13 protein-coding genes and 1 pseudogene are annotated in these 17039 nt (G+C 65.5%); 8 read left to right on the top strand and 6 right to left on the bottom strand.

Annotated features, from left to right (window positions below):
- The 7 genes from THIX_RS00875 (at position 1) to THIX_RS00905 (ending at position 10320) form a co-directional block, all read left to right on the top strand.
- A complete protein-coding gene (locus THIX_RS00875; RefSeq protein ID WP_112484456.1) occupies positions 1-1074 on the top strand; it encodes a chemotaxis response regulator protein-glutamate methylesterase in 1074 nt (357 codons plus the stop codon).
- Positions 1075-1158: 84 nt separating this feature from the next.
- Positions 1159-2679 (top strand): methyl-accepting chemotaxis protein, encoded by a 1521-nt coding sequence (locus tag THIX_RS00880; RefSeq protein WP_112484457.1) that lies wholly within the window; start codon positions 1159-1161, stop codon positions 2677-2679.
- Between the two features lie 28 nt (positions 2680-2707).
- Complete coding sequence (locus THIX_RS00885) at positions 2708-4201, top strand: methyl-accepting chemotaxis protein (protein ID WP_158540763.1); 1494 nt, start codon at positions 2708-2710, stop codon at positions 4199-4201.
- 17 nt (positions 4202-4218) lie between these two features.
- Positions 4219-4992, top strand: coding sequence for a hypothetical protein (locus tag THIX_RS00890; protein WP_112484459.1), 774 nt, complete (start codon positions 4219-4221; stop codon positions 4990-4992).
- A gap of 146 nt (positions 4993-5138) precedes the next feature.
- On the top strand, positions 5139-9653 hold the full coding sequence (locus tag THIX_RS00895; RefSeq protein ID WP_112484460.1) for an EAL domain-containing protein: 4515 nt from the start codon (positions 5139-5141) through the stop codon (positions 9651-9653).
- The gene (locus THIX_RS00900) at positions 9650-10054 is read left to right on the top strand and encodes a hypothetical protein (protein WP_112484461.1); all 405 of its coding nucleotides are present in this window, start codon (positions 9650-9652) and stop codon (positions 10052-10054) included. The genes THIX_RS00895 and THIX_RS00900 overlap by 4 nt, the downstream gene beginning before the upstream one ends.
- Positions 10051-10320 (top strand): hypothetical protein, encoded by a 270-nt coding sequence (locus THIX_RS00905; RefSeq protein ID WP_158540764.1) that lies wholly within the window; start codon positions 10051-10053, stop codon positions 10318-10320. The genes THIX_RS00900 and THIX_RS00905 overlap by 4 nt, the downstream gene beginning before the upstream one ends.
- Positions 10321-10327: 7 nt before the next feature.
- Here THIX_RS00905 and THIX_RS00910 read toward each other — a convergent pair whose 3' ends face one another.
- The 3 genes from THIX_RS00910 to THIX_RS23900 all read right to left on the bottom strand — a co-directional run bounded on the left by THIX_RS00910 (position 10328) and on the right by THIX_RS23900 (position 13011).
- Positions 10328-12229 (bottom strand): diguanylate cyclase, encoded by a 1902-nt coding sequence (locus THIX_RS00910; protein ID WP_112484463.1) that lies wholly within the window; start codon positions 12227-12229, stop codon positions 10328-10330.
- 73 nt (positions 12230-12302) lie between these two features.
- Positions 12303-12650 (bottom strand): GGDEF domain-containing protein, encoded by a 348-nt coding sequence (locus tag THIX_RS23285; protein ID WP_158540765.1) that lies wholly within the window; start codon positions 12648-12650, stop codon positions 12303-12305.
- 148 nt (positions 12651-12798) lie between these two features.
- Entirely contained in the window at positions 12799-13011 is a 213-nt protein-coding gene (locus THIX_RS23900) for a hypothetical protein (RefSeq protein ID WP_233224330.1), read from the bottom strand.
- 250 nt (positions 13012-13261) lie between these two features.
- Here THIX_RS23900 and THIX_RS00920 point away from each other — a divergent pair.
- A pseudogene (locus THIX_RS00920) lies at positions 13262-14295 on the top strand (IS110 family transposase).
- Positions 14296-14594: 299 nt separating this feature from the next.
- On the opposite strand, the gene THIX_RS00925 reads toward THIX_RS00920, so the two are convergent.
- From THIX_RS00925 to THIX_RS00935, 3 genes are all read right to left on the bottom strand, one after another.
- Positions 14595-14906 carry an EscU/YscU/HrcU family type III secretion system export apparatus switch protein gene (locus THIX_RS00925; RefSeq protein ID WP_112488033.1) on the bottom strand — a complete coding sequence of 104 codons (312 nt, stop codon included), beginning with the start codon at positions 14904-14906 and terminating at the stop codon, positions 14595-14597.
- Positions 14907-14998: 92 nt separating this feature from the next.
- Positions 14999-16243 (bottom strand): flagellar hook-length control protein FliK, encoded by a 1245-nt coding sequence (locus tag THIX_RS00930; RefSeq protein ID WP_112484465.1) that lies wholly within the window; start codon positions 16241-16243, stop codon positions 14999-15001.
- A complete protein-coding gene (locus tag THIX_RS00935) occupies positions 16240-16758 on the bottom strand; it encodes a DUF2802 domain-containing protein (protein WP_112484466.1) in 519 nt (172 codons plus the stop codon). The genes THIX_RS00930 and THIX_RS00935 overlap by 4 nt, the downstream gene beginning before the upstream one ends.
- Positions 16759-17039: the final 281 nt, after the last annotated feature.

A 17039-nucleotide genomic window follows, 5' to 3' on the forward strand; every position in this document is an offset into this window, starting at 1 on the left:
ATGGCGCTGCCCAGAAAGGTGAGGGTCTTCATCGTCGATGATTCGGCGGTCGTGCGGCAGGTGCTGCAAGCCGTGCTGCTGCGCGATCCCGGCATTGAGGTGCTGGGAGCCGCGCCCGATCCGCTGTTCGCGCTGCAGCGCATGCAGCAAGGGGGCTGGCCAGACGTGCTCGTGCTGGATGTGGAAATGCCGCGCATGGACGGCATCACCTTTCTGAAAAAACTCATGATCGAGCATCCGCTCCCCGTGGTCATCTGCTCGACCCTGACCGAGAAGGGCGCGCAGATCACCCTGGATGCACTAGCGGCAGGAGCGGTCAGCGTGGTGACAAAACCGCGCGTGGGCCTGAAAGATTTCCTGATCGAGCAGACCATCGAACTGACCCAGACCATCAAGGCCGCGGCGCGCGCCAACACGAGCAATCTGCACAGCGCGCCGCGTCCGGCTGTGGCCATGCCTGGGACGCAATCGCCCATACCGAGTTCCCATGTTCTGCATGAGACCACCGAAAAGATCATTGCCATGGGCATGTCCACCGGTGGCACCGTGGCTCTGGAAAGGGTGTTGACCACGCTGCCACGAACCTTGCCCGGCATTGCCGTGGTGCAGCACATGCCGGAAAAATTTACCGCCACTTTCGCCGAGCGCCTGAACTCGGTCTGCGCCCTGGAGGTACGCGAGGCGCACGACGGCGATCGACTCATCCCCGGTCTGGTGCTGATCGCACCGGGCGGCCGGCATATGCAAGTGCGACGCAGCGGCGCGCAATACCACGTCGAAGTACGCGATGGTCCGCCGGTCAACCGCCACCGTCCTTCCGTGGATGTGCTCTTTCGATCGGTGGCGCAATGCGCCGGACGCAATGCTCTGGGCATCATCCTGACCGGCATGGGCGACGACGGTGCGCGCGGCCTCAAGGACATGCACGACGCCGGCGCGCGCACCGTGGCGCAGGACGAGGCCAGCAGCGTGGTCTATGGCATGCCCAAGGAGGCGGTCAAGCTTGGTGCTGTTGACCGCAATCTGCCGCTCAACGACATCGGTCCAGCGATGGCGGATTACGGTCGAACTTGACGGCGCCATCCGGAGCATCCCCTATCCAGAGCGGCCAAAATGTGTCGTTGCCTGGGATAACAACCCTTTTTGGAGCGCCTTTCCATGCATTTTTTGAGCAAATTCCGTATTCGCACCCGGATGACCTTGGGGCTGGCTGGCATGGTCGCCGTGATCGCGCTCAATGCCTTACTGGCACAACAACAGTTGGCGCAATCGAATGCAAGGCTGGGGGCCATCGTCCAGGTGCAAAGCCAACGCATCGAACTTCTCAACGCCTTTTTTGGCAATTTCCAAGGCACGACAACGGCGATTTATCAGGCCTTGCTCAATCCGGCGCATGACGACGCCCAGCAAGCCCTTCTCGGTCAAGAGCTTGCCCACAACCGCAGCAGCACTGCCGGGATTTTCAAGGCTCTGGACGCACTGCCTCCAGATGCGCAGGTGGCTGCGGACATGGCGCAGATCAAGCGCTTGATCGAGAAGAACCGCTCCGTGCAACAGCAGGTCGTCAGTCTGATGCATCAGGGCCTGTATCCGCAGGCCAGCACCATCTATACCCTGCTTGCCGCCCCAGTCGTGGCGTCGATGCGAGCGAAGATCGACGCACTGATTGAAGGGCAAAAGGCACAGATGCGACAAGCCTATGCTCAGAGTCAGGGCGACTATGCGCGCAGCGCACGCAACACTCTGTTCATCACCATCGGGTTCGCGCTCGCTGCCATTTTTGGCGGCATCTGGATCACACGTTCCATCACCCGCCCGCTGGGCGAAGCTGTCGGGGTGGCGCAGAAGGTGGCTGCAGGCGATCTGTCGGTGCAAGTGCACAGCAGCGCACGCGACGAGACCGGGGCTTTGCTCCAGGCCCTGGGGGCGATGGTGGCCAAGCTCACCGCCACCTTGTCCACCGTACGTTCGGCTGCCGACAATCTCTCCAGCGCCTCGACCCAGGTGTCCTCCACCTCGCAGAGCCTGTCGCAGGCCGCCTCCGAGCAGGCCGCCTCGGTGGAGGAGACCTCGGCCACCCTGGAGCAGGCCACCGCCAGCATTCGCCAGAACGCCGACAACGCCCGCCTCACCGACACCATGGCCCAGCAGGCCGCCTCCCAGGCCCGGGACGGGGGCGCGGCGGTGCAGCAGACGGTCTCTGCCATGCAGTCCATTGCCGAGCGCATCTCCATCATCGACGACATCGCCTACCAGACCAATATGCTGGCGCTGAACGCGGCCATCGAGGCGGCCCGCGCCGGCGAGCATGGCAAGGGCTTTGCCGTGGTGGCCGCCGAGGTGAGAAAACTCGCCGAGCGCAGCCAGGTCGCCGCCAAGGAGATTGGCGATCTGGCCTCGGGGACGGTCAAGCAGGCGCAGAGTGCGGGCTCGCTGCTGGCGCAGATGGTCCCGGCCATCACCAAGACCTCGGATCTGGTGCAGGAGATCAATGCCGCCTCCGAAGAACAGGCCACCGGCATGCAGCAGATCAATCAGGCCGTCTCTCAGCTCAACGCCGTCACGCAGCAAAACGCCTCGGCCTCCGAAGAACTCGCCGCCACCGCCGAAGAAATGAACGCCCAGGCGCAACAACTCCAGAACGCCGTCTCAGTGTTCACCTTCGCCGCGGGAAATTGATATGCACATGGACAAGGAGGAACTCACGATGTCAAGCGCCGCCCCCAAAGTGGAACCGCCCGCAGCGAATGCGGTACCCATCGATCTGCGCCAAGCTTGCATTGCACAGCGGCCAGAGGCCGCGCAATGGTTCCACGGCGTGGTTCGCGATTTTGTCGACCATGTGACCGACAGCGCCACCGACGTGGCCTACACCATCGCCCGCATCCGTTTCGACTCCAAGACTGCGCAGGCGCAGAGCCAGGCGCATGCGCAGCAGCAGACCGAGCGCATCGCGAGTGTCGGCCAGGAACTGGGATCCGTGCTGCAGGGTATCGAAGGCATTCTGGTCCAGGTCCAGAAGGTCGATGCCGAGGCGGCGCGCATCGACCAACTCGCCGCCCAAGGTTCGAGCCAGAGCGTGGGCATGCGCGCGATGTTCGCCGAACTGGTGGAGCACAACGCGCGCAACCGCGCCGAAATCCAGACGCTGCAGCAGCAGTTCGTTGGTGTGGTGCAGCAGATGGGCATGATTCGCGACATCGCGCAAAAAACCAATCTGCTCGCACTCAACGCCAACATCGAGGCGGCGCGCGTGGGCGAGGCCGGGCGTGGCTTCGCCGTGGTGGCCGAGGAAATCCGCAAGCTCGCGCAGACGGCCGAAAAATCCGTTGGCAACATCGGCCAAGCGGTCGGCGTGATCGACAAATCGCTTCAGACGGTGGGCCAGGCCACCGAGCAATTTTCGGCTCGCATGCAGGCCAACCAGGCTCAGGTGCAGGCCATTGCCGCGCATTTCGGCGACATCGCCGGCGGCGTCAACACCGTGGCCAAGGAAGCCGCCGCCACGTCGACGGCCATCACTGGGCAGGCGCAGCAATTGCGCGGGCTGGATGCCGACTTCAACACCATGGCCGCGCAGGTTCGCAACCATGCGAGCGAAACCGTGCAGACCTCCACCCGCATCGCCGAAGCACTGGAACTGGCTCTGAACAAGAGTCAGCGCCTGTTCGAGTCGGCCACGCTGTTCCGCACCGATTCGCAGGCCAGCCGCGTGCTCGGCCATCTCGATCAGGTGGTCGGCGAAATCGGCTCCCGCCTGCATCAGGCGATGGAACGTGGCGAAATCTCGGAAAGCGACCTGTTCGACGAGAGCTACCAGCCAGTCTCTGGAACCGATCCGCAGAAATACACGACCCGCTTCACCGCCTGGGTCAAGCGCGAGATCCAACCGATCGAAGACCGCTACCTCGCCTTGTCTGACCAGTACAAGTACGTGCTGCTCGTCGATCGCAACGGCTATGCCGCGGCGCACAACTCCATCTACGACCAGGCGCTCACAGGTGACCCGAAGAAAGACCTTGCAGGCAACCGCTCCATGCGCCTCTTCAACGATCCAGTGGGCCTGGCGGCGGCACGCAACCGACGAGACTTCCTGCTCCAGGTTTATGCCCGCGACACCGGGGAAATCATGCGCGAACTCTCGAGCCCGGTGATGCTTGCCGGTCAACACTGGGGCGCGGTGCGGTTCGCCTTCGTTTGATCCAGCCTCGACCCATCATGAACACCACCTCGACCGGCCTCATGCCCCAGCCCCTGCGCAAGCTCCTCTCGCGCCTGCTGCCGCGCCGGTTCCAGCAGCTTGACCGCGCCGCGTTTTCGCAAGCCGGCGTGATGGATCGCCGCACCATCATGCTGCCGATGATCGGTGACCAGCAGGGCAAAAGCTATTACGAGGTCGCCGAGATGTGGCAGCGTGAGCGCCTGCGCGCCAAAAAGCATCTGCAGGAAATCCTCGATGGCACAACCGACTTTGGCGACCCCGGCCATGCTGCCGGTTCCTTCGCCTGTGAGGTGGGCATCTGGCTGCGCTTCGTCGACCTTCCCGGCCTGGCCGAAACCCTCGACGATGTGCGCATGTGGCATGACCACTGGCACCAGGAACTCGCCCGCCTCATCGACCTGGCCAATGAGGGGCGGCGCCTGCTGGTGGAGGAATCGTTGAAGCCCGGCCGTGGCTCCTGGGCCTACGCCGGCAGGCGCGTGAGCCTGTTGCTCGATGCGCTGTGGGTGCAGAAGGCACCCATTGCACTCAAGCTGCAACGGCAAGGCGATGCTGGTGCCTGGATCGATGCTGCACTGCTGCAGGAACACGAACAAGGCGCACGCCTGACCGTATCACTGGAAACACGACTATCTGCTGGAAACCAGGTGACCGTGCTCGAGGCCGCCAAGCCCGACTCCCCCCAGCGCGCTTATCGCGTCAAGCTCTGCCGTCCCGGCCAACGCGGGCTGCAGGACGAAGGCGTGTTCATCGCCTACCTGGAAGCCTGATCCGTGGTCGGCAAGCATCAGGAAGCCAGGAAAAACGTGAAGCATCGCACGAATCCGCGCTGAAACCAGCGCTCCGCTGGCCTCGTCAGTGAAGCGCGATGCTGTAATGCCGACAAATGCCCTCACTGCGCCCGAGTCCTCCCCTCATGCCCGTCACGGTCCCACGCCCCAAGGAACTGCGCCGACTTCGCACCTTGGTGCTGTGGGTCAACGTCATCCTCGCGCTTGCTCTGGCCGCATTCCTGGGCTGGCGCTTCGGCGACAGCGAGACCACCACCGGCAATGTGCTCGGCGCGCAGTCGGCCTTCTGGTCCGATGCGATGAACCAGCGCTACGCCAGCATCCAGACCGTCTGCAACGTCACACGCGAGAAACTCGGTGCTCACCCCAGTCTTTGGAACAAGCCCGAAGCAGTCCAGCCTTGGATCGATGGCTTCCTGCCCCAATTGCCTTTCGTCAGCAGCATTCAGCTCATCTCCGCGCAAGGTCGCATTGCCGCGTCCGCCAAGGCGGGCGCCCAAGGCAAGGACGTTGCGGATGCCATGGACGCAAAGCGCGAACTGCAGACTGCACTGTCGAAGAGTGGCAAGCTGGAGATCGGGCGCGCCGTGTTCGCCCCCGAATTCGGCGGCCATCTCGTCACCCCAGTGCGCTGCGCCGTTCCCGGGCCCGCGTCAAACGAGTTCGGTGTACTCAGCTTCGCCGTTCAGACCCAGGATTTGCTGCAATCCTTGCGCGCCGGCGTGGGCGCGGCCAATGGAAACCTGCCCGTGCCTGCCGTCGGCCTGATACGCGACGACGGATTCCTGCTGGCCCGCCTGCCCCCTACCGCACTGAGCACTGCACGCGAGGCGTCCAACAAGCCCTCGCGCGGGGTGTTGGCCAGAGAACTCGCCGCGCACCCGCAGGCCAAGCAAGGGGTCATCTCGGGCTGGGTGCCATCGGCCAACGCCCATTTCGTCGTCGCCTGGGAGCGGCTCGCTGGCCGCCAGGTCACGGCCTTCGTCAGCCTGCCTCGCAGCGTCGTGGTCACAAAATGGGCCCTGCAGGCTGCGCCGATGCTCCTCGGCTGGTTGATCCTGCTGGCCATGCAGGCCGTGGGCTGGCGCTGGGTCAGCCGTCTGCATGGGCGCCAGCATCGCCTGATGCGCTTCAACGCCGCGCTGGCGGCGTTGAGCCAGATTGCTGCGCAGGCCAAGTCGGAACAAGAGCTTTTCGATGCTGCATGCGATATCGCCGTGAACCAGGCCGGCATGGTGCTCGCCTGGGTTGGGTGCCCCGACGCGGAAGACAGGTTCGTGGCTCAAGCCGTGGCCGGCGTCGCGGAGTATCTGGACGGCCAGGTGATTTCCTGCGATGCCACGACGCCTGCCGGCCGCGGGCCGTCCGGGACGGCGTGGCGGGATGCCAAACCCCAATTTGCCTGGACATATGACGATGCGCGTCTTCAACCCTGGGCCGACCGGGCGCAGAGCTTCGGCATCAGGAGTATTGCCTCATTGCCGATCCGGGTATCAGGCCAGGTCCGCGCATTGTTCAGCGTGTATCACTCTGTTCACGGCGGTTTCGAAGACAGTTTGCGGCAACTTCTCGGACAGATGGCCCTCGAACTCGGCCGCGGCCTTGAGCGCCTGGCGATCCAAGCCGCTGAGCGCACCGAGCGCGAAAGCCGTGAACGCCAGCAGGAAATCCTGCGTGCGATCCTGGCCGAGATCGACACCCTGATCGCGGCGCGCAGCGAGGCTGAGTTGCTGGTGTCGGCCTGTACCCGGCTGCTTGAAACAGGCATGTTTGCCGCCGCCTGGGTTGGACAGCCCGACGCGCAGAACCGCATCAAGCTTCTCGCCGCGGCGGGTAACGGCGCCGAGGTGCTGGCCGACGCCGAACCGCTGACGCTGCAATCGGCCACGGCGCTGCAACAGGCGTGGCAGACTCAGACGCTGGCTTTGGAAGCGTCCGCCGCGTCTCCCCTGCTCGCGCCCTGGCAGGCGTATGGCGTGTCCGAGTGGGCGCAGGGCGCTGCCGTGCTGGCCATACGCCGGGGTGACGAGCCATGGGCACTGCTCGTGCTGGTTGCGCAAAACCGCGACGATTTCGACGATGCCTTGCTTCCGATGCTGCGGCGTGTGCCCGAGCTGCTCGGCCGCGCGTTGGCGGAGCTCGACCTCAAGGTTCAACTCAAGTCCGAGCAATCACGTCAGGCCTATCTCGCGCGGCACGACGCGCTCACCAGCCTGCCCAATCGCCTGGCGCTGGAAACCCATCTGCCACTGGCCATGGCGCGCGCACGGCGCCACGGTAGCCTGCTCGCCGTCGGGCTGATGGACTTGGACGACTTCAAGCCTGTGAACGACACCTGGGGGCATCCGGCCGGCGACGAGTTGCTGCGCCAGCTTGGCCAGCGCCTCAAAGCCGCCGTGCGCGAAACCGACCTCGTCGCACGCCTTGGCGGGGACGAATTCGTCGTCGTGCTCGAGGGACTGGCGCGCGAAAGCGATCTTCCCATGCTGCTCGACCGCCTGCATGGCGTCGTCGAGACGCCGTTCGATCTCGGCGAGAACAGACAGGCGCAGGTCGGCATGAGCATGGGATTGACGCTGTATCCGGCCGACGAGTCCGAATCCGATCTGCTGCTGCGCCACGCCGACGCCGCACTCTATTCCAGTAAGGCCCACAAGGGCGATCGCTCAACCTGGTGGTTGCGCTGGAGCGAACCTGGTGTTGATGACGGCGCCACCATCGCCACGCTGCGGACCCTCGACCCCTACGGCTACGAGGTCCGCCGCCTGTTCATGCTGGCGCAGGACGCGGTGGCGCAGACCGCAGACGCTTTCGTCGCGCAGTTCCACGCCCGCCTGGAAAGCGAGCCGCAGTTCGCCCGCATCCTGCATTGGCTGAGCGCCGAAGAGCTTGCGAGACTCAGGCGCCGGCAAGCCAGCCACCTGCGCCACATCATGACTCCGGGTCTGCGTGAGATCGAGCACCGCCAGGCGGCGGCGCATATCGCCTGCCAGAATGCTTTGGCCGGGGTTACGGTCGACACCCTGGTCAGCAGCCTGGGCTGGTATTTGCAGCAATTGCAGGAACTCGCTGCCAATCTTCCCGGACGCGCACGTGACCGCCAGCAGCTCGCCCACGTCATTTCCGCCCGCATGCAGGTCGAACTCGAAGCCCAGACAGGCGCTGCACGAGACGTGAACGAGCATTACCAGCTCGCACTCGTGGCGTTCGAGCACATGCTGCAGGACGCCACACAATGGGCCGACATCGTGCGCACCGCGTTGGACACCGTGGTTGAGCTGCCGGGCATGAAAGCCGCTGTGCTATTCCAGCCCGACGCCGATGGCCATTTCGTGCCCGAATTCACCGCCGGTCGTTTCGACGCCTACTTGCAGGCGATCGCCGATCGCGGCATCGCTCTGCCGGTTCTCGACGAACACGGCAGCTCCGGCAACACACCGCACCCGCGCTGCTGGCGCAGCGAGCACATCGAGACCAACGCGAGTTACGTCACAGACGCACGTATGACCCCCTGGCGCGACGCCGCGCACTCCATCGGCATCCGCAGTTCCGCCGCGGTCCCGGTGAAGGATGCGCGCGGCCGCATGCTCGGCGTGTTCGGGTTGTACGGCGGCATGCCTGGCATGTTCGAAGCGCCCGACATGCGCCGCTTCATGCAGGCGCTGGAATTGCTGTTCGAACGTGCCTCGCGCGGCCTCCACGCCGGCGACGCCACAGCGTTGCCGGCGGAGGAACGCCGCGCCTGGCGCGCACGGCTGTTCAACGGCGGCCTGGACATGTTCGTGCAACCCATCGTCGACCTGCGCAGCGGCAAGCCCGAGAAAGTCGAGGCGCTGGCTCGCCTGCGCCTCGAAGACGGGCGCATCATCACGCCGGGGCAGTTTCTTCCCTGGTTCGGTGCAGCCGAACTCATCCGCCTGTTCACCCTCGGCCTGGAACAGACCCTGGGCCACCTACGGGCCTGGGATGCAATGGGCCTGCGCCTGGACGCCTCGATCAACCTGCCGCCCGAGGTTTTGCTGCAGCCCGATTGCGCGCACTGGGTGCGGCAGACCCTGGAGCGCTTTGCCATTTCGCCGGCGCGGCTGCAACTCGAAATCCTCGAAGACGCGGAGTTCCAGGACGTCGGCCTGCGCGACGTCGCGGTGCACGCGCTGGCCGCGCTCGGCGTGCATCTGGTGATGGACGACCTCGGCTCGGGCTACTCCAGCCTGTTGCGCCTGCGCACCTTGCCCTTCCACGTCGTGAAAATCGACCAGGGCCTGGTGCGCGAAGCCGGGCGCGACCCCGAGCGCGTCGTGCGCTTCATCGGCTCGCTGGTCCGCATGGCGCACAGCCTCGGCCTGAGCGTGGTGGTCGAGGGGCTGGAAACGCCGGAACTGGTGGAGGTCGCCGCCGTGCTCGGAGCAGAGGCGGGTCAAGGGTTTGCGTTCGCGCAGCCCATGCCAGCGGCCGACCTGCATGCCTGGATGACCCGATTCGGCACCGGCTTGCGCGCCGATATCGACGTACGCCATCCACGTACCCCGCTCGGGCGCCTGGCCCGGCAATGGGTGCTCGAAGGCAGCAGCGCCGTGGTCGAACACGGCCATCGCGCCCCGGCCGCCAATGACGTCGTATCCGAGGAGATCGGGTCGTGAGCGGCAAGCCCCAGGATCCCACCAACAAGCTGGTCGACGTCGACTGGGACGACCCGCGGCTACAGGAATTGCTGAAAAAGACCCAAGGCCTGCGCCTGGACAACCGCGGCACCTTCCAGCCGCGGCGCATTCTGCTGCGCCGTGGCTGGCACGATGGTGCAGCCGCGGAGACTGCGACGCTGGCCGCCGAACACGCCGACGGGCGCCTCACTCTGATCACCGATTTTCCGCTCGAGCGCGGCGACCCGGTGATGATCGACAAAAACGCCGCCGCCGCGCACCCCCAGCACATCCTCGCCGAGGTCACGGACTGCCGACGCGGCAGCCGCCCCGAGGATGACGGGCACCGTGTGTTCGTCATCACCTTGCTGAGCCACAAAAACCAGAGATGGCTGCGATGACCGCCACCGCAACGTTCGATCTGCTCGACCTTCCCACCAAAATCCTCAACGATCTTGCCGCTGGCTCGGCTATCGAGGACCTTGCCGCGATCCTGTGCCGACTGACCGAGGCGCATGTTCCCGGCCACATCGCCAGCATCATGCAAATGGGCGAAGACGGTGCGTCTGCGGCGTTGTCAGGCTTGGCAAGGGGAATCACCCTTGCCAAGCCCTCCGCCTTGCAACCACCTCCGTCTGGTGGCAACGCGGGCGCAGCAATAGCGTGAACGGGCCCTAGTCGCCCGCAGGCACGCGCGGAGCCCGGGCGACCACGACGCGGTTGCGGCCATCGCGTTTGGCTTGCAGCAAAGCGGCATCGGCCGCACGCATCACGTCTGCAAAACCCTCGTCTGCAGGGCTAGCCTGGGCTACGCCCGCAGAGAGCGTGATCTGGGGAAAATCTCCGCGCAGCCGCTCGACTGCGCCACGCATGCGCTCGGCCAGCAGGGCCGCAGCGGCGGCATCGGTTCCGGGACAGACCAGCACGATTTCCTCGCCGCCCCAGCGAGCAAGCATGTCGGAAGCGCGCGTCTGCGCCCTTAGGGCCTGGGCCACGGCAACGAGCACCCGGTCGCCGGCCTCGTGACCATGGTTGTCGTTGATCTGCTTGAAGGCATCGAGATCGACGATCACGACGGACAGCGCCTGCCGGACTCGCGCCGTTTCGGCCCAGACCCGCTGTAGAAAATCGTCGAGTGCGCGGCGGTTGGGCAGGCCGGTGAGATCGTCGCTGTAGGCAGCGGCGCGCAAATTCGCGTTCAGCCGGGCAAGTTCACGCTGCATGTCGAAGGCATTGTGGCGCTCCTGCTCGAGGGCGTCGATCAGACGCACGGTACGCCCACCGAGACGCACCTTGGCCAGCAGGAGGCGGGCGTCGGCAGGCATGGCCAACACGTCGTTGGCGCCTGCGTCCATGGCCTGCAAGACCATCTCGGCCGCTGGATCGTCCGTCACCAGCAGGATATACAGGCGTGGTCCGCGCGCGGCGCGCAACTCGCGGCACAGAGCGACGACGTCGACGCCGGCAAGCTCCGCGCTCAGCACCAGAACATCGGGCTGGAGGTCGCGCAGCCATTCGAGGCCGCGCCAGAGGTCGGGCGCGACAATCACGCGCAGGTCGGCATCGGCTTGCAGCGCGTCGTCGATTTCGCTCGCACGCGCCTTGTCAGCGGCGATCACCAATGCAGCCCCCGGCCCGGGGCGGTCGATCGGCGGGGTTGTGGACAGGGCTGCGCGCAAGCGCTGGAATTCAGCCTCGGCCTGTGCATCGGGCGTGCTGATATCGAGGATTCGTGCCATCGAGGGAAAGTCGGCGCGCAGCTGGTCGAGCATGGCAATCATGGCCTGCGCGTCCAGCCCCAGGCGAGCGGCGCCCATGTACAGGCGCGGCAATTCAGCCGGGTCGACCGGCCCACACAAGGCTGCGGCCATGCATCTTGCGACATCGACCGTCAGCGAAAGCTCGCCACCGCGGCCTGCCGCATGCGCCGTGTCCTGGCCGATCGGCAAGGCCGCCAGCCACAGGCTGATCGGAAAACCCCAGCCATCGAGGAGCGCAGCGCTGGCCTGGTTCTGGTCGAAACCCCAGAGACGACGCTGGTGGCGCAGCAAGCCGTCCTCGGTACCCTCGTCGGCCGTGGCAGCCCGTGCGCCGTAGGCAGACACCATGGCCAGCTGGCCGATGTTGCCGAGCAAACCCAGCGTGAAGGCTTCCGAACTCGGCAGGTTGCGCAAGCGCCGTGCCAGGTGTTGCAGCACCAAGCCGCGTGCAAGGGCACGCCGCCAGTGCTGATTGAGGTCGAAATCGGCGTCCCAGCCGCCGGCCGCATGCACGAGACTCAGGCCCACGGCCAAACGCGCCAGCGCGACCACGCCAATGCGCATGACGGCGTCTTCCATCGCGGCCGTTGGCCGCAGCCCACTGTAGAGCGCCGAGTTGGCCATCTGCACGGTTCTGGCCACCAGCATCGGGGCTGTGCGGGCGATGTTGCAGACCTCGAACACGCTCACATCGCGCCGCTCCACCGCGCGCATCAGCTCCAGCGCTACTGAGCCTGGCGATGGCATGGGCCGGCCCGTTTCACGCAACAAGGCGAGGATCTGCTGATTGCGGGCTTGCAGGTCGGTCAGTTCCATGAGCGGCTAGGTCTTTCAGCCATGGTAGGGGCTGCCCAAGTCGCGGGCAACCGCACCGCTGCGTCGATCGGCTTCAAGCATGAGGCTTGTCTGATTTCGTGCACGGCGCGGCGTGCATCAGGCGCTGGCGCCCGGCTTGTTTGGCAGCCAGCAGGGCAGTATCGGCGCGCTGGTAGAGGCTGGCGAAGTCTTCGCCGACACACCATTGCGCGATACCAGCGCTGAATGTGGCTGCAACGCGCTGCCCACTGCCTTGGTGCGTCACGCGCTGATGGCAGAACGCTTCCAGCAAACGCTCGACCACGCCCCAGGCGCGGTTGGCGTCGGCATCGGGCAGCAGCATGAACTCTTCGCCACCCATGCGGGCGATGGCGTCGGTCCGCTCTGCCAGGGCGATGAGTTCCTGCACATGCGAGCGCAAGTCAGCATCGAGACAATAGACAGTAGGCCATATTTCAGGCTCTGGCCCCAAAGCTGACGCCACGGCGCGTCTGCCGGGGCTTCCTGGATTGTCGGCTCGCCGCCATTGCCCTTGGCTGCCTGCCGGCTGGGTAGTGCAGCCCATTGCTTCAGCGCCCGGCCGCTGCGGCAGGGAATCGTGCAGACCGCCCGAACGTCGAGTCCGCGTCGAGTGCCGGCGCCGACTGCGGCGCGCCGTGCGCAATCTCTGCATAGACGCGGCCATAGTTCTCCGGCGTTGGCGGCAGGCGCGATTCGGTCAGACGCTTGAGCGTGGCCCGCGCCAGATCCGCGATCTGAACGGGTGATGTCGTATTGGACATTTTGTTGTCAGCACTCCCTGAGAGCAGGTTATTGGAGATGTGATGGATGCCTCCCCACGGGGATCGAGGCAGGGGCACGGAGTTGACCGGATCAGCGTCGGGGATCGCCCGCTGCATCGGCGGGTGGGCCCCGAGTGGATACGGCATCGATGTGCCCAGAACGTGATAGACCACAGGTCTTCACCAACACCATCGGAGGCCCGAAATGAATCGTAGGACTGGAGTCGGCGCGGGGCAAATCATCGGCACGATGAATGGGCTGCGGGTCGTGGGCCTGGACATCGCCAAGCGGGTGTTTCAGTTGCATACGGTGGACATATGGCCACAGGAGAACTGAGCAACGTCCAGATCAAGCGCGGCAAGGTGCTGGAACACTTCGCCAACCATCGCCCGTGCCTGATCGGCATCGAAGCGTGCGGCGGCGCGCATCACTGGGCACGCGAGCTGCGCGTGCTTGGCCACGAGGTGCGCCTGCTGCACGCGCAGGCCGTGCGGCCGTTCGTCTCGGGCAACAAGACCGATGCCACCGATGCGCGGGCAATCTGGCTGGCCGTACAGCAGCCGGGCACGAAATTCGTGGGCATGAAGTCGCTGGCGCAGCAGGCCACGTTGACGCTGCACCGCCAGCGTGAGCTGCTGGTGAAGATGCGCACCATGCAGCTCAACGCGCTGCGCGGGTTGCTCTATGAGTTCGGCGCAGTCTTCGCCAAAGGCAAGAAGGCGTTGCTGGGCGAGGTCGAGTCGGCGTTGGATGCACTGAGGAACAAGCTGCCGCAGATGGTGGCCGACAGTCTGCGCGAGCAGGTGGCGCGCATCAAGGCGCTGAGCGAGGACATTGCCGCAATCGAGCAGCGGCTGAGCCTGCAACTGCGTGACGACCTGGACATGCGGCGCATTGCCGAGATCCCGGGCGTGGGCCTGCTGACAGCCACGGCAGCAATCGCCACAATGGGCCAGGCCAGCGCCTTCAGGTCAGCGCGCGAGTTCTGCGCTTGGCTGGGGCTGGTGCCGCGGCAGTGGGGCTCCGGCGGCAAGGTGCGTCTGCAGGGGATTTCCAAGCGCGGCGACAGCTACCTGCGAACGTTGCTGGTGCATGGAGCGAGAGCGGTGCTTACACGCGCCAAAGAACCGGGGCCCTGGCTTGAGGCTCTGCGTGCACGGCGGCCAGCTAACGTCGTTGTCGTGGCGCAGGCGGCCAAGACGGCGCGAACGATCTGGGCCGTTACGGCCAGGCAGCAGGAGGATCAGAGGGGCTACCAGGGCGTGAGACCGCAATCGGCCTGACCGACTGCTCGTCGATCAACCTGTCGAGAGGAAGAACTTGTTGTTGAAGGCGATGAGGCAGCAAGAAGCAATGTGATGCGAAACCGGTCGGACCGGGACAAGCCAAGCCTGACAAACTGCCAGGACTTCAACAGTCCGTCGTGGAGATGAGGCGCTTGTCCGCGAATTGCATCGGGGCCGGCGAGCCACACTGGGCAACCAGGTGACCCGCGATCGAGGCCGGATATAAGGCAGCAGCCGACAGCTTCACATCGCAACGCCGATTGCGCTTGACCGCCGGGAGGCATCCATATAAGCAGTTACGCTTGCCGGACAGGGGCAGAGTCTTCTTGCCCCGGACCAGCAGCGGTTTCATGCTCAATGCGCCACAACCAGGCGAGCAATTCGGCCACCGCGAGGTAGAGCGCGGGTGGAATATGCGCGTCCAGATCGACGGCCATGAGCAATTGCACGAGTTGCGGCGATTCGTGCACGTAGACCCCGGCCTCGCGTGCACGGGTGATGATGGCCTCGGCCATCAACCCGCGCCCCTTGGCCAGCACCTGCGGAGCGGTGCCCTCATGCGACTCGTAACGCAGGGCAACGGCCTCGCGCAGCGGCGTGGTGGCCATGGATGGAACCGAAGCCGGATTCAGCATGCGCCCTTCGCGCTGCTCGTCTTGGGAACCCCTCAGGGACTCCCCCTTGGGCTGGTGTGTCGACTTCATGCCGCAGGCCGGGTGTGCAGAGTCAACGCGTCGAGTTGCAAGCCGGCGTCCTGCAGGGCCTGGCGAAAGGTTTCGCGCTGCGGCGCCAGCAGACTTGCCGCTTGCTCGGCATGCTCCACGCTTACGCGCAGATGCCGATCGGCGCCAATATGCAGGGTCGCGCGTAGCGCGCCGAGGCGAGGAAGATCGAGCTTGAGCACCGAAGTCCAGCCACTTTGCGCAGGCTCCGACACTGGCTGACGATGTGCGTCGTCCGGCTCGATCGTCCACTGCAGATCCTGCCCCGGCCAGATCGACCCTGCCCACATGACCGAGCCATGCATCAGGGTTGCCAGTTGCTGCTGCACCAGGCCTTGCAACTGCGCCGGCAAATCGGCGCTCGCCGTTTGCATCAGCAATGGCTGGGCCTGCATGCCGGCGTAGGCGTCCAGCGCCTGCCGGACCGACTGTGGCGAACCCCCATCAGCAGTGGGCATTGCCACTTGGGGCTGGCCCGAAGTGGCTTGCGTCAGCCCGGGCGCGACGCTCCGCCCGGCTTGCGTCAACGGTGGAGCGAATGGTCCCGTCCGCCCGAATGGCCCTTGGGCCGTCTCGGCTGCAACAGGCGGCGTGGCGCCCGGAACAGATGGGGGCCGGGCGGTCGCGCCTGCGGGCTTCTGGGCCAACCCATCGAGTACGGGCGAAAGCCGGCCCTGCGGCTCGCTCAGCAACTCGGGCATGGGAAGCTGGCCCTGTGCCCAGGCAGCGAGGTGGCTTTCGTAGAACAGACCACTGGCCTTGATGCTCCGCCCCAGGGCCATGGCTAGTTGCGCGGTGCTGCCAGCGCTGGGCTGCGCCCAAACGGGGGCGGTCGGCTGCAAGACAGCGCCTTGTGGCGGCTGCTGCAAACGCCCGAGTAGCAGCGCCGTGGCTGATAGCTGAGCCTGCGAAGAAACCGGATTGCCCGGAGGAGCCAACAACAACAGCGGTTGTGCCCCTGGTTCGCTCAGCACCACCAGCGAGAGTTGTTGTCCAACGGTGTGGCCGCCGGGCAGCGTCGCGGCCAGCAAGGTCTGGCCCAAACGGAGCAAGACCTCGCCGCCGGTCTGCGTCCGCACCACCTCGGCCACCACGCGCGCGCCAGGGGGCAGGGCCAGTGGCACTGCCTGGCTGCCAGGCTGCGACGCGGCGCGGGCACTGAAAGCCGTACCGTCCGCCTGTGCAAGCGGCAGACCGGCGGGCGGAACCGAGGCGCTGCTCACCGCTGGGTTCCCTGCAGGCTGAGCATCAACTCAGCCTCGGCCTCGCTGAGCCCGCAGCGCGCAGCGATCTCCCGCACCGACATGCCTTGTCCCACGAGTTGCTGCATCAGATCGAGCATTTGCGTACGCAATTCAGCCTGGGTTGGTGCTGCTCGAGCTTGGGGCTGAGCTGCCGGAATCCGGGCTTCGCCCACGGTGTCGAGGAAATCCTCGGGTGGTGGGGCGAGATCAGCTTGCCGCATGGGTGCCGGCGCTGTGGACGACGCGACCGGCTGGGGAACTTCGGGCACAAGCTGGAAGCTGCCGGATGGATTGCGCAACCATGAATTCGAGTTTCCTTGTGCATCAGCCCGTGGAGCTTCTGCTCCTCCCGGGCCCGAGGCCACTTGATCCTCCAGCATCGTGATGCGTCTGCGCTCGTGGTCGAGTTGCTGGATGAGCTTGCGCACCATGGACATGAGGCCGATTTGCAGCAAGATGATGAGCGCGGCGAGCACTAGCAGGAGATTGACCATGATGCGTGTCGGCGGGGATCGTGGGGGAGTCGGTCAGATCAATCGAGGTCCATCGAAGCTTAACCAGGGTCAGGCCAATTCGTCGATCTGTCCTCCCCGCGAACCGCCAGGGCTGGTTGGTGGCGCCGGCTCCGGGGGCTTGTCGGTGCCGCTTGGCGATTTGCTTGGCTTGGGCTGTCGGCGCTGGCTACCGGGTTGGCTTCGGGGTTGACCTCCGGGCTGGTCACTCACGGGTTTGATCGGCGCGTAAGGCTCGACCGGCCCGATCGGATTGGAATCGT

It is taken from the genome of Thiomonas sp. X19, assembly GCF_900089495.1.
Classification (GTDB): domain Bacteria; phylum Pseudomonadota; class Gammaproteobacteria; order Burkholderiales; family Burkholderiaceae_C; genus Thiomonas_A.